Source organism: Actinomyces sp. HMSC065F11, assembly GCF_001813085.1.
Taxonomy (GTDB): Bacteria; Actinomycetota; Actinomycetes; order Actinomycetales; family Actinomycetaceae; genus Gleimia; species Gleimia europaea.
Genome location: NZ_KV811470.1, coordinates 438,272 through 452,092, shown reverse-complemented (window position 1 = coordinate 452,092; position 13,821 = coordinate 438,272). Strand labels below are relative to the sequence as shown.

Sequence of the window (13,821 nt, the reverse complement as noted above, 5' to 3'; positions counted from 1 at the left end):
TGCATGTGGAAGACTTACTGGCGCGCCGCACCAGGCTCTGTTACGAGCATCGGGATCGCGGATTGGCTGTTATTGACGAGGTTGCGACAATAGCTGCGGATATTCTTGGCTGGGACGAGGCGGCCAAGGCGCATGAGATAGAAAACTACAAGGCACGGTGTGATGCCGAAGAAAAGGCGGAGGGTATAGTTAGCGAAGCCGAAGCTCAAAAGGTACGTGAGCAGGCGGTGCCTATAACCGAATTTGTTGATGTGGCTCCGCAAATTGACGGTTAAAGCCGTGGGGATTTTTGCCTTTTAAATCTCTGCCTCTAAGGCCTTGGAGGCGTGCGCTTCAAGGCCTTAGACGTGCTTAGGAGCCTCTCTACCTTTTCGCTTCTCAAGACTTGCTCGAGACCGGCTATGACTTCACTCAATGTAAACTAGGCAGCGATAGCTTTAGCGCCCATGATTCACATTTAAATCTTCCATCAAGTTCCGGAACCACATTATTCCTGGTAGCGGAGTTTGACAGCGCCGTTTCTAAGGATGCAAGACTGAGCTGTAAATGCATTCCAGAAAAAGGTCAGTTAGCGGTTGAGTTTCAAAAGGAAAAGGAGAAATAAGACAATATCATTCTAAGTTTACTGACCTAGAACCAACACCACTGATCCACCGTTAACGCCAGGTCACAGAAGCGCATTTTCCATCTCCGTTAGCGAGTTAAACCCCAAAACCCTATCCGAACAGGGAAAACGCGATACTAGGTAACGCAAAACTCAAACCCGCTAACGCAAGCGATTTTGCCCCCCCCTAAGCGATACTCGCTAACGCAAAAGGGTACTTATCAAATCCGACGTCTAAGTGGAGCGAGTGACGGGAATCGAACCCGCACTATCTGCTTGGAAGGCAGAGGCTCTACCATTGAGCTACACTCGCGCGGCGAAGTCGGCATTCACCGCTTCGACAAATGGAAATGTTACCGGAAAACCCCCGAGTTGTGAAATGCAGGCCATTACCCGCTATGATTGTCTCTTGGCACGGGGTGTGGCGCAGCTTGGTAGCGCGTCCGCTTTGGGAGCGGAAGGTCGTGGGTTCAAATCCCGCCATCCCGACAGTTGGGTCCTCAGCAAACCGTTGAGGACCTTCCTCATTTCACCACCCTCAAGATGCGATACCCCAATATGTTCGAAAGACTGTTGGCATGATTAAAACAAAGTACATCGCACTAGTATCTGCCAGCGCTCTCGCATTTGGCCTAACCGGTTGCACTGCCATCTCGAATGAAGAAGCGCAAACAACGGCCCCATCGCAAACAGCCACCCAGGCGCAGGAGACAACTGAAACTACGGGCGATCCATCCTCCGATATCATCCCGTTCGCCGACAACCAGACCGCTATCGACGCGATCAAGGCCGTTGAAGCTGAATCTGGTGGAAAGGCTGTGAGCCTAGACCGTGAAGACTCCAAGAGCCTGTGGGAAGTCACCGTTATTCACGGCGAAAACGAAATCGAATACTACGTTGATGCGGCCGGTAAGGTCACTAAACACGAAACTGACAACGCTGATGGCGATGACAAGAAATACGTTGCGCAGGCCATACCCATGATCGACGCGATCGAAAAGGCCTTAGCGGACGTCCCAGACGGTTACATCGACGAGGTAGAGCTCGATGAAGACAACGGCACTGTCACCTGGCAAATAGACTTTGACGACGCTAACGCCAAGGACTACAAGAAGGTCCGCCTAGACTACCAGTCTGGCTCTGTTGTAGAGGTAAGAAACGACTAGTCAGGCGCCAAAACAAGTAGCCCGCCCGCAGTCTGCCCACAACGAAAGGTAGCGACTCGGGCGGGTTACGCGGATAAGTATTACCAAAACTTAAGAATTCACCAGCCGCCTAGTTTCGTTAAGGTTGAGACATGGCAAATTCTTATTCAGACTCACTGACTGATCCGAAGATCATGGATCAGTCCATCAAACCGACCGAAGACTTCTACCGTCACGCCAACGGAACGTGGTTAAAGGAACATGAGATTCCCTCCGACCGTCCCAGTGATGGCGCGTTTTACAAGCTACGTGACGAAGCCGAAGAGCACATTCACACCATCGTCGAGGCCCTAGACCCGGCCAGCGCGGACGCAGAAGAACAGAAACTCGCCGCTCTCTATAGCCAGTTTATGGACGAGGAGGCCGTGGAGGCACTCGGCGCAAAGCCCCTGGCCCCCGACTTTGCCCTCATTGATCAGGCAGAAACTCACGCGGAGCTTGCCGTCACGATGGGCAAGCTTGCTACCACGGGCGTTGGAGGAATCCTCGAGGCCATCATCGACGCGGATATGAATGATCCGGCTCGCTACACGGTGTTCACTTACCAGAGCGGTATCTCGCTACCCGACGAGGCCTACTACCGCGAAGATCAGTACGAAACCGTACGCCAAGGCCTGGTCACCTACCTGAATAAGGCCCATGAGATCATCTCCGCCGATGCGCAGTTTGAGGACTGGGCTAGCGCTGTGGGCGAAGCGTTTGGCGCAGACGTGCTGGCATTCGAAACCAAAGTTGCGTCCCACCACTGGGACAATGTGAAGACCCGCGACGCCGTGGCTTCCAACAACCCCACTACGTTCAGCAAGTTCGCTGAAAGCTCGGGCAACTACCCTTGGGCCACCTGGTGGGAAGCCACCGGCCTACCCACCGCCGGTGACACGTCCGTTAACGTGCGCCAGCCCTCCTACGTTGAGGCGGTCCCCTCCCTCTGGAATGACACCGCCTTGGAAACGCTGAAGAAGTGGGCGTACGCGAAAGTCATCCAGGCGCGTTCGGCATACCTTTCTAAGGCGTTTGTTGACAATGGGTTCGAGTTCAACCGCCTACTCACCGGCGCCACCGAGCAGCGCCCCCGCTGGAAGCGCGGCGTTTCATTTGTTGAAGGAGCCATGGGCGAGGCGCTGGGCAAGAAGTACGTTGCCAAGCACTTCCCACCCGAATACAAACAGCAGATGAACAAACTGGTAGAGCACTTGCTTCAGGCCTACCGTCGCTCCATTTCGCAGCTGGAGTGGATGGGTGAGGAAACCCGCGAGCGCGCCCTTCAAAAGCTAGCGGGATTCACCCCCAAGGTTGGCTACCCGGACGAGTGGAAGGACTACTCAAAGCTCACGCCTGGCGCCACCCTGGTTGAGTCCGTGCGCGCGGTTGCACAGTTCCACGTTGACGAGGAGGCCGGCAAGCTGTCTGGCCCGGTCAACAAGAAGGAATGGTTCATGACCCCGCAAACGGTCAACGCCTACTACCACCCCACGATGAACGAGATCGTGTTCCCCGCTGCCATTTTGCAAAACCCGTTCTTTGATCCAAGCGAGACTGACGCGGTTAACTTCGCAGCGATCGGCGCCGTTATTGGCCACGAGATCGGCCACGGTTTTGACGACCAAGGCTCGCACTATGACGGTGAAGGCAAACTCAACAACTGGTGGACCGAGCAAGATCGCAAGGCTTTCGAAGAGCGCACGTCAAGCCTCATTGCCCAATACGATGCGTTCTCCCCCGAACAGCTTGACGATTCACACAAGGTGAACGGCAAGCTCACAATCGGTGAGAACATTGGTGACCTTGGCGGCCTTGGCATCGCGTGGAAGGCCTACCACATTGCCCTCGAAGAATCCGGGCGCACCGAAGCCGATGAGGAGCGCGGCGGCCTGACCGCCGCCCAGCAGTTCTTCTACTCGTGGGCGCGTATCTGGCGCTCCAAGTCACGTGACGAGTGGGCGTTGCAACTGCTGGCCATCGACCCGCACTCCCCCTCGGAATTCCGCTGCAATGGCGTGCTACGCAACGTGGATGCCTTCCACGAAACGTTCCACACCCAGCCTGGCGACGGCATGTGGCTAGACCCCAGCGAACGCGTGGAAATCTGGTAACAGACCCGCGCCCACTGTCTCATTCTCACACAGATGGAGCGCGCATAACTCACGAAATTTGCCCCGCTGAACACTAAACACATGTTCGGCGGGGCAAATTTTGTAAAAAAGTGTAAGAATTGTGTAGAACACGTGATAAATATCCATCACGCAGATTTTGCAAACCAACAGGACACAGGAGGCAACATGCCAGGGCAAAACCTGACGCGCGCTGAAGCTGAAGAAAGATCAAAAATTGCAACCGTCTACCACTACGACGTGGAACTGAACCTGGCTGAGAATGACGAGACCTTCACCTCCAAAACCGTGGTGGACTTCGACGCGCACGAAGGCGCTGAAACCTTCCTGGACCTGATTGCCGACGAGGTCTACTCGCTGGAAGTAAATGGGGAGCAAAGAGACACCGCCGCATTCCAAGACTCGCGTATCCACCTGGACGGCCTAAAAGACCGCAACCGCGTGACCGTGGTAGCCAAATGCCGCTACATGCACACCGGCGAGGGCCTACACCGCTTTACCGACCCGGCCGATGGCAAGTCCTACTGCTACTCCCAGTTCGAAGTACCAGACTCGCGCCGCGTTTTTGCCGTGTTCGAACAGCCCGACATGAAGGCACAGTTCACCTTCCACGTGATCACGCCCGCCGACTGGGTAGTGTTCTCCAACTCCCCCACGCCTGTACCTAACGACGTGGACGGGCTGAAGAGGTGGGACTTCACCCCCACCGAACAAATCTCCTCCTACATCACCGCGATCATTGCCGGCCCGTACGTTGGCAAAACCGGATCGCTTGTATCAACCGACGGGCGAGAAATCCCCCTCGGCGTGTACTGCCGTCAGTCCCTTGAGTCATACCTTGATGCCGACTGGGTCATGGACGTAACCCGTAAGGGCTTTGCCTTCTTCGAAAAGGAATATGGCCGCCCCTACCCGTTCCGCAAGTACGACCAGATTTTCGTGCCCGAATACAACGCGGGCGCAATGGAGAATGCCGGGTGCGTAACCTTCCGCGACCAGTACATCTTCCGCGCTAAGCCCACCGCAGCCGAGCTCGAGGGCCTAGCCAACACGATCCTGCACGAGCTTGCCCACATGTGGTTTGGCGACCTGGTCACGATGCGCTGGTGGAACGACCTGTGGCTCAACGAGTCCTTTGCCGAGTTCATGTCTCACCTGTGCCTAGCCGAAGGCACCGAGGAATGGAAGAACGCGTGGATCGGCTTCATGGCCCGCAAAGACTGGGGCATGAGACAAGACCAAATGCCCACCACGCACCCCATCGTCGCTCCCATCCGCGACCTGGCAGACGTGGAAGTAAACTTCGACGGCATCACCTATGCTAAGGGCGCGGCCGTGCTTCGCCAGCTGGTGTCCTACGTTGGCCGTGACAACTTCTTTGCCGCTCTCGGCAAATACTTTGAAAAGCACGCTTGGCAAAACACCACCCTGCCCGACCTCATGGGTGAGCTTGAAGCGGCCTCGGGGCGTGACCTTGAAGCCTGGTCTAAAGTCTGGCTGGAAGAAGCCGGCGTCACCCTGCTTCGCCCTGATTTCAACTTGAACGAGGACGGCACCTTGGGCGAACTTGCCGTTGTGCAAGAAACCTTCACCCCCGGCTCCTCCCTGCGCCCACACCGCCTGGCAGTGGCCGGCTACGACCTCGTGGATGGCCGTATTGAACGCACGTTCCACGAAGAACTCGACGTTGCAGGCGAACGCACCATCGTTGAAAGCGCCCGTGGAATCAAGCGCCCCGCGCTGATCCTGGTGAATGATGGCGACCTCGCTTACGCGAAGATTCGCATGGACGAAGACTCCCTGCGGTTCGCAACCGCGAACATCGATAAGTTTGAAGATTCCTTGACGAGGTCGATCATTATCGCCTCCGCTTGGGACATGGTTCGCGACGCGCAAATGCCGGCCCGCAAGTTCATTGACCTGGTCATGGCTGCCCTACCCGTTGAACAAGACATCACGGTTATGGGCCTATGGCTGCGTCAACTGGACACCGCAGCTGCCTACTACACGTCAAACGAGGAGCGCCGCGAGGTTTTGGAGCGCGTCGCAGGCAGGTTGCTGCTACTTCTGCGCGCAGCCTCGTCTGGCTCGGACCAGCAGAGGCTCCTTGCCTTCGCCGCTGCCCGGCGCGCAACAACGCAAGAGCAGAGCGAAGCGATCGAGCACCTGCGGAGCAGCGAAGATACTCTGATGGGACTTGACCTAGATGTAGAACTACGTTGGGCATTCCTTACCGCCTCCGTTACTGCCGGTATTGCTGGGGACCTCCAGATTGACCAGATGCTGGCCGAAGACGCCACCATGACCGGCGAGCAGAAGGCCACTCAAGCCCGCGCCGCCAAAACGGACCAGGCCGTCAAGGACGCCGCGTTCGAAAACTTCATGTACAACCCCGACCTTTCCAACGACATGCGCATAGCCGCAGGCCGCGGATACTGGGCCGGAGTTTCCACAAAGCCTGAGCTGTTCTCAGCGGGCGCCAAGAAGTTCTTCGACACCGCCCTGGACGTGTGGAACACCAACACGCCGCACACCGCGCAGTCCATCATGGCACTGGGCTTCCCCACGCCGCTTGCTGGCCGCCTCGACGATGTAGATGTCGTAGCCATTGGCCAACAGTGGCTTGAAGAGCATAAGGACGCGCCCGCCGGCCTCGTCCGCCTACTCTCCGAAAGCATTTCGGAGGCGCAACGAGCCGTAGCTATCCAACAGCTGTGACACCAGGTAAACACTGACAACCGCGGGCCCGCTCAATCAAGCGGGCCCGCTTTGTACCACGCCCGCCAATCGAGCAATCCAGAAAGATGACGCGTAGTATCCTAAATAGAGACGCAAAGCATAGGAGTGGAAATGAGCGACCAACACGCGACTCAGGCTGAAGCCATCGTTGCCGGTCTTGGCGGGAAAGAAAACATCGAATTTTTCGAAGCCTGCATCACGCGCCTACGCGTACAGGTTCGCGATCGCGCCCTGGTAAACGATGACGCCCTCAAATCTGCGGGCGCCTTCGGAGTGGTCAAAGTTGGAACCGTCGTCCAAGTAGTAGTGGGTCCAGAAGCCGACGAAATCGCCGACGAAATCGGACGCCTGCAGTAATGCTGGAAGTCTGCTCACCCCTAAGCGGAACCATAATTGCGCTCGAGGACGTCGATGATCCCGTCCTCGCCCAGGGCATCGTTGGATCAGGAATAGCCGTAGCCCCCGTGGAAGAACGCTGGCACGACGTGGTGTGCCCCACTGATGGCAAGCTCCTCAAAGTCCACCCGCACGCCTTCATCGTGTTTTGCCCCTCCGGCATTGGGATTCTCGTGCACCTTGGTATCGACACCGTCAAGTTGCGCGGCAAAGGCTTCGAAGTTCTAAAAGCCGAAGGCGATACCGTTCACAAGGGAGAAGCCATTGTCAGGTGGGACTCCGCCGTTGCGAAAGAAGCCGGCCTGTCCACCTCCGTATCCGTCATCGCATGCGATCTGCCCGCAGAAATGCTGACCATGCACACCTCACCCGGCAACAGTATCGCCCGGGAGGATCACCTTTACACCGTCAAGAGCGGATAGCGGCAACTAACCGCGACTAAAGCGACCCGAGGCCCGCTTTAGGCTCTGGCAAATTGTTTGATCCCACGCGTTGCGTGGGATCAAACAATTCAGAAACTAATCAAACTCAGCTATGGACGGCCTCATTCATTACATCCGCGAACCGCGCCAGCGCGGCGGGCGTTAGTTGCTCCACCAGGATCTCCCGGCCGCTCTCATCGCCCAGCGGAATCTGCCAGTTCGGATACTGCGTGCTCGTGCCCGGGAAGTTCTGCGGGCGGCGCTCGCGCACAATATCAACCAAAGACACCACCAGCAGGCGTGAGGGCGTCATAGCAATATAGCGGTGCAACGCGTCGATCAGGGGCTGTTCGTCGTAGCGGCGCTCCTCATCCAACAGGCCGTACTCGATCATGCGTGAGGTGAACATTTCCAGCTCCGCACTATCAGCTGCACGCACCACTTCCACCGGCTCCACAAGAAGTCCAAGCTCCTCGCGGATCGACGTTTGGATACCCTCCAAATATCCTGCCGTTGGCGGAAGATCATGCGTGTTTACAGCAGCTAGAACGTCGCGGCGATAGTTCTCCGGACGCCGCGGCGAACCGTCATCCTCACGCTCAAACCACAGGATTGACGTGCCGAGCACTCCGCGATCATTCAAGTACCCGCGAACCCACGGTTCGACCGTGCCCAGGTCCTCCCCAATCACGATCGAGTTATTCCGGTAGGCCTCCAGCAGGAGGACGCCAACCATCGCCTCATGATCGTAATTCACGTACGTGCCAAAATTCGCGGTCTTACCGTTAGGAATCCACCACAGGCGGAACAGGCCCAAAATGTGGTCGATACGGATCGCGCCAGAGAACCGCGCGGCCGCGCGAATCATCAGGCGCAGCGGCTCATAGCCAGCCTGCGCAAGCGATCGCGGATTCCACGGCGGCTGCGACCAATCCTGGCCAAGCTGGGAATACATGTCCGGCGGGGCACCCACCGTCATGCCGCGCGCAAACAAGTCGGGCTGCGACCATGTTTCAGAACCATACGGGTGCACGCCAACCGCGAGGTCCGACATGATGCCAACGCTCATGCCATCGCCAAGAGCGACCTCCTGCGCATTATCCAACTGATTTCGAGCGATCCACTGCATCCACATGTGGAAGCGCACCTGCTTGTTGTTTGCCTCCGCATATGCGGCAACCGCAAGCGAGTCTGAATCCGCGTACTTCTCAGGCAGATGTAGACCGTAACGCTCCACCAGTGCGCACCACACGGCAAACTTGTACAGCGCCGGACCGCCCTCAGCAATGAAATTATTGAACTCAGCCTCACGCTGCGCGCTGCGCCCAATCGTGAAAATCTCCCACAGCGCCCGCACCTTTGCCGACCATGACGAGTCCCGATCAATCAGACCAATGTGGTCCGAATCTTCCGTGCGCGAGGCCTCGTTGAGCTCCTCCACATACGCCTTCGCAGTATCGGTGAGATCCGCGTATTCGGCAACCAGGCGCGGCGCAATGTAAAGAGGGGAAATGAACTGGCGAGTAACGGGCAGGTACGGGGAGGCCTCAATCGGCACCACAGGAGCCGAAGCGTGCAACGGGTTAATCAAATGGAAATCCGCGCCAATCTGCGCAAACGTGCGGTTCATGGCCGCCAAAACCCGAGCATCACCCATGCCCCAACTATCGTTAGCTCGAACCGAGTACAGCTGACTGGAAATGCCCCACTTCTTACCCGCGAGCTTCTCATCCAGATTTAGCGAGCTCGGAACCACGATGAGGTGAGATTCAGCCTCTTCACCACTACCTAGATGCGCGTAAAGCTTGTGATAACCCAGCGGGAAATCCGTCTCCAGAGCAAACGCTGCCCGGCCCCGCATAGCTCCATTCACTTCACGAGGAGGGTCCCAATTGTCCACCTGGCGAAGCTCACGCGCAGAGCCGTCCTCAAACACCACCGAAACGCTTACGCTTTCCCCATCGGGAACATGCACCAGCAGCTCGCCATAATTTCCGCCGCGTAGCACGGTGGTAGGCGGCAAAACCGTCAGCCACTTGTCGTCCTCAAAACCCGCAATGCAGCGATCCAACTCAGCCGCATCCGGAGCGTCCGAGACACCAACGCCCAGCACCTGCAGCGTTGTAATCAACGTTTCTGCACTCACATCCAGCAAGTTGCCATGCCAATCCCAAAAACTAGTAGACACGCCATTTAGCTGGGCAAGGTGCTGCAAACGGTCCATATTAGCTACGTCGAATGAAAGCTGCGTCATTGAAAACTCCCGGTGCGGTGGGTATCACACCAATTTTAGTCTGATAACGCTCAGGCCCAAAATTATTGCGCACCTACCCCCCCCTCGGGAAGGTAAGTGCGCGAAACGTCTAGCAAAACGCTGTTGCTTTAATGGTCTCGTTCATTTCAGCCACGAGGACATCAGAAGACGGTCCCACAATAATCTGCACGTAGTGGCCCGACGACACAACGCCTATCGGACTGGTCTCACGTATCACGGCTTCACTAACAAGTGCCGGCTCCGAAACGATGGCGCGGATACGCACGATGCAAGACTCAAGGTCCTCAATATTTTGAGCGCCCCCAAGCCCTTCAACGAGTTTCTCTGCAATCGTCACTTTCATTCCTCCACACATGTAACCCGACTCACATGATAGTGTCTCAGATTACAAATTGGAAGTGGCAAAAGTACCAGATGACGTGCAGGCCGCGTAGATTCACGAAAGAATAAGGGCTATGACTGCTCCGATTGGCGTTCCCACTATCACCAGCGAACCCCTCGCCTCCGTTCTGCGAGTGCTACAGCTACGCGGCGGCGATAAGGATCGCTTCGAGGCCGATTCACTGCCGCAGATGAATCGAGTGTACGGCGGGCAGGTGCTCTCCCAGGCCCTGCTGGCCGCGGCCGCAACAATCGAAGATCATAATGAGCGACCACCCCATTCGCTACACGCGTACTTCCTGCGCGGCGGAGACCCAGCGCGTCCCATCAGCTTCGAAGTGGCGCGCACCCATGACGGGCGCTCATTCACCTCCAGGCAGGTGAGCGCCACGCAAGACGGGCGCGACCTACTCACCCTCATGGCCAGTTTCCAGCTACGCCAATCCGGCGTTGAACACTCCTCGCAAATCCCGGATGTTCCCGGCCCGGAAGAGCTTATCTCCGCCCTCGAATACTTCCGCTCCCTTAACCACCCGGTTGGCAAGTTCCTGGGTAAAACCGCCGCGTTTGACGTGCGACACGTCCAAGAGAACCTGTATATCAACGCCTCGCCCAACAAGAGCCGCTGCCAACAGCTCTGGATGAAACCGCGCGCCGAAATAACTGGTACCACTCCCCTGATCTCGCGCGCTCTGCTGGCCTACGTTATAGACCAAGTCATGATGGAACCCGCACTGCGCACCCACGGCCTATCGTGGCTCACTCCCGGCCTCGCGCTAGCCAGCCTCGACCACGCAATGTGGTTCCACCAAGATTTCGACATCAACCAGTGGCTGCTTTACGACCAAGAATCCCCGTCCGCAAACGGCGCGCGTGCCACGGGACATGTGCGCGTGTTTACCGAGAGCGGCGAGCTTGTTGCTGAGGCCATGCAAGAGGCAATGCTTCGCCTTCCCGAAGAAGGTTGCGCGCCCTCAAGCTGGGGTTTTGAAGTCCCACCCGTTTCATAAGTGTTTCACCACAGTAAACGAGCAACGAAGTTTGCGCGTCCAAACTTTTGTTTTCTGTACAGCGGTTTCCTCTGCCCCTTAAAATGAAGTGCAACGATTTTGCGTTTCATCCCAAAAGGAGAAGTTTTAATGAGGAGATCTGTGAAGACCCTAGTCGCAGGCGCAATCGCAACCGCCGCACTAGTTGTCTCTCCACTCGCCGCATTTGCTGAGGATCCCGTCAGCGAATCCGGAAGTGGCGCGGAAGGTGACGTTGTCACAATGAACCTTTTCAATATGACCGACATCCACGGTCACATTGAAAAGTCGGAATACAAGCGCAAGGTGACCGAGGCCGGTCTGGCTTCCACCGCCTGCTACGTGAAGAACGAGAAAGCCAAGAACGAGAACTCTGTGTTCACCCTTCTTGGCGACAACATCGGTGCTTCCCCGTTCACTTCGGGCTCGCAAGACGACAACCCAACCATTGCAGCACTGAACCATTCGGCCGTTTTCGCTTCAGCGATTGGTAACCACGAGTTCGATAAGGGCCTCGACGTGCTCATGAAGCGCGTGAACGGTGAAGGCGGATACATCAAGATCGGGTTCCCCTACCTGGCCGCCAACATTGTTTCCAAGGCCACCGGTGAAACCCTGTTTGATCCGTTCAAGATCTGGGAGTCTCCCTCTGGTGTGAAGGTAGGCTTCATCGCCGCCATTGAAGAGGATGCGCCCACTAAGGTAGCACCCGGCACTTTTGACGAAGTTAACTTCCTGCCGGCAGCTGAGACAGTAAACAAGTACGCCGCAATCCTCAAGGACGGTCAAGAGGGGAACGGTGAGGCCGACATCGTCGTTGCACTGTACGACAACGACGTTCTGATCTCCGCCCCGCGCCTCTCCAGTGATGTTGACATCCTCATGGGTGGCGATACGCACAAGCCGTACTACTTCTCTGGCGATAACGCTCTTACGAACAAGGACGGTAAGCCGATCGTTGCTACCACTGCGTCGGGTAGCTTCACGGACAACCTCGCAAACGTTGAGGTGAAGTACAACAAGGTCGAGAAGAAGATCGTAGAAGCCAAGGCTGTCCAGATCCCCGCAGCCGACGTTGTAGCTTGTGGCGAAGACGCCGACGTGAAGGGCGTTGTAGACGAGGCCGTAACCAAGGCTAAAGAAGCCAAGGAGAAGGTCGTTTTAGAAACCGACAGCGCTTTCTACCGCGGCAAGCAGGCATCCGGTGAAAACCGTGGTACCGAATCCACCCTGGGTAGCCTTGTTGCTGACGCGATGAAGGGTTCCTTCACCAAGCTTGATGGCAAGCCGATCGACATTGGCATCATCAACGCTGGTGGCCTGCGCGCAGACCTCGTTCCAAAGGACGGCAAGCTCACCGTTGGCGACGTTTTTGCGGTAGCGCCGTTCTCCAACGAAGTTGGCTACGTTGAGATGACCGGAGCACAGTTCAAGACGCTGCTTGAACAGCAGTGGAAGGAAATTGGCGAAAACTCCACGCGTCCCATGCTGAAGCTCGGCCTGTCTGAGAACGTGAAGTACACGTACGATCCAGCTCGCCCGATGGGCGATCGTATTACTTCGATCCTGCTCGATGGCCAGCCGATTGATCCGCAGGCTACCTACTCGGTAGGTTCGGTAACCTTCCTCCTTGCTGGTGGCGACTCATTTGACGTCCTTAAAGAAGACTCGATCAAGGCCACGCTTACGACCATCCCGGATGGTTTGGACCGCGAGTGGATCCAAAAGTACCTAGAAGATAACCCGAAGGTTGCTCCTCGCGCAGCAGTTTCCTCCGTTGGCGCCACGCTAACTCAGAGTGAAGAGAGTGTAGACGGCAAGCCGGTTGTCTCCGGCACGCTGGCACTACGCGGTCTCTCGTTCTCCGGACCGGGCGAAGCAGCGCCGAAGAACGTCACGCTTTATGTTGATGGCAAGAACGTGGCAACCGGCGCGGTCAACAACACGCTGGAAGACGCAAATGCAGCGAACGCAAACGCAATCGTAACTGCTGACGGCGTTGGCTACACGGACGCTCCGATTGAGTTCAGCGTCACGGGGGTTTGCGAGGACCGTTCGGGAACCGTGAACCTGCCGCTAACAGTTAAGGCCGGCACCGCCGATGAGCAGAGCGCTGATACTCCAGAGCTCATCTCGGAAGCCTCTGGCCTGACCCTCACGGTGGACTGTGGTCCGGCTGCTGAAGAGCCCGGTGAGGGCATGGTTGTGACGCCGGCTGCGCCGGAGTTCATCAATCCGTCTGCCTCTGATCCGGCCTCGTGCACGGTAAAGCCGTACGCAACGGTTAAGGACATGGAGGGCGTGAAGTACACGGTCACCGTGGACGGCAAGGAACTCAAGGCTAACGCCGAGGGCAAGTTCGTCTCCCCCTACGGCAAGACGATCATCGTCAAGGCCGAGCCGGTAGACGGATTCACGTTCGCACCAAACGCTAAGACCGAATGGTCTTGGACCGCAATGATGAACGACAAGTGCAACACGGGTGTAAGCAAACCACTGGCTAAGACCGGTGTCTCCGTGCTTGGCACGGCTGCTGGCGCACTTGCCCTTCTGTTCGCAGGTGGCACGATGCTAGCGCTTCGCCGCAAGCAGGCGTAGGCTCATCTAGCTGAACTAGCTACAGATAAGGTTTTGGCCCGGATGTTTGAAACATCCGGGCC

At 56.9% G+C, this 13,821-nt stretch carries 10 protein-coding genes and 2 tRNA genes; 9 read left to right on the top strand and 3 right to left on the bottom strand.

The genetic code is table 11. The annotated features are described in order from the left end of the window. A partial coding sequence (locus HMPREF2891_RS04535) for a glycerol-3-phosphate dehydrogenase C-terminal domain-containing protein (protein WP_315940655.1) occupies positions 1–275 on the top strand: 275 nt, incomplete at its 5' end. Positions 276–843: 568 nt separating this feature from the next. Here the strand turns inward: HMPREF2891_RS04535 and HMPREF2891_RS04530 are convergent. Then, a tRNA-Gly gene (locus HMPREF2891_RS04530) sits at positions 844–917 on the bottom strand. Positions 918–1,019: 102 nt separating this feature from the next. Between HMPREF2891_RS04530 and HMPREF2891_RS04525 the strand changes: the two genes are divergently transcribed. The 6 genes from HMPREF2891_RS04525 to HMPREF2891_RS04500 all read left to right on the top strand — a co-directional run bounded on the left by HMPREF2891_RS04525 (position 1,020) and on the right by HMPREF2891_RS04500 (position 7,477). Continuing rightward, a tRNA-Pro gene (locus HMPREF2891_RS04525) sits at positions 1,020–1,093 on the top strand. 89 nt (positions 1,094–1,182) lie between these two features. Further along, positions 1,183–1,770 carry a PepSY domain-containing protein gene (locus tag HMPREF2891_RS04520; RefSeq protein ID WP_070621112.1) on the top strand — a complete coding sequence of 196 codons (588 nt, stop codon included), beginning with the start codon at positions 1,183–1,185 and terminating at the stop codon, positions 1,768–1,770. Positions 1,771–1,901: 131 nt separating this feature from the next. Then, entirely contained in the window at positions 1,902–3,902 is a 2,001-nt protein-coding gene (locus HMPREF2891_RS04515; RefSeq protein WP_070664019.1) for a M13 family metallopeptidase, read from the top strand. 186 nt (positions 3,903–4,088) lie between these two features. Further along, positions 4,089–6,638 carry an aminopeptidase N gene (pepN, locus tag HMPREF2891_RS04510; protein ID WP_070664018.1) on the top strand — a complete coding sequence of 850 codons (2,550 nt, stop codon included), beginning with the start codon at positions 4,089–4,091 and terminating at the stop codon, positions 6,636–6,638. A 132-nt stretch (positions 6,639–6,770) separates the two neighbouring features. Beyond that, on the top strand, positions 6,771–7,016 hold the full coding sequence (locus HMPREF2891_RS04505) for a PTS sugar transporter subunit IIB (protein WP_070621115.1): 246 nt from the start codon (positions 6,771–6,773) through the stop codon (positions 7,014–7,016). Further along, the gene (locus tag HMPREF2891_RS04500) at positions 7,016–7,477 is read left to right on the top strand and encodes a PTS sugar transporter subunit IIA (RefSeq protein WP_070621116.1); all 462 of its coding nucleotides are present in this window, start codon (positions 7,016–7,018) and stop codon (positions 7,475–7,477) included. Before HMPREF2891_RS04505 ends, HMPREF2891_RS04500 begins: the two co-directional genes overlap by 1 nt. Positions 7,478–7,583: 106 nt before the next feature. On the opposite strand, the gene malQ is transcribed toward HMPREF2891_RS04500, so the two are convergent. Continuing rightward, positions 7,584–9,731 (bottom strand): 4-alpha-glucanotransferase, encoded by a 2,148-nt coding sequence (gene malQ / locus HMPREF2891_RS04495; RefSeq protein WP_070664017.1) that lies wholly within the window; start codon positions 9,729–9,731, stop codon positions 7,584–7,586. 109 nt (positions 9,732–9,840) lie between these two features. Further along, positions 9,841–10,095 carry a PTS sugar transporter subunit IIB gene (locus HMPREF2891_RS04490; RefSeq protein ID WP_070664016.1) on the bottom strand — a complete coding sequence of 85 codons (255 nt, stop codon included), beginning with the start codon at positions 10,093–10,095 and terminating at the stop codon, positions 9,841–9,843. A gap of 112 nt (positions 10,096–10,207) precedes the next feature. On the opposite strand from HMPREF2891_RS04490, the gene HMPREF2891_RS04485 reads away from it, so the two are divergent. Then, the gene (locus tag HMPREF2891_RS04485; protein ID WP_070664015.1) at positions 10,208–11,143 is read left to right on the top strand and encodes an acyl-CoA thioesterase; all 936 of its coding nucleotides are present in this window, start codon (positions 10,208–10,210) and stop codon (positions 11,141–11,143) included. Between the two features lie 141 nt (positions 11,144–11,284). Beyond that, entirely contained in the window at positions 11,285–13,759 is a 2,475-nt protein-coding gene (locus HMPREF2891_RS04480) for a bifunctional metallophosphatase/5'-nucleotidase (RefSeq protein WP_070664014.1), read from the top strand. Positions 13,760–13,821 lie beyond the last annotated feature (62 nt).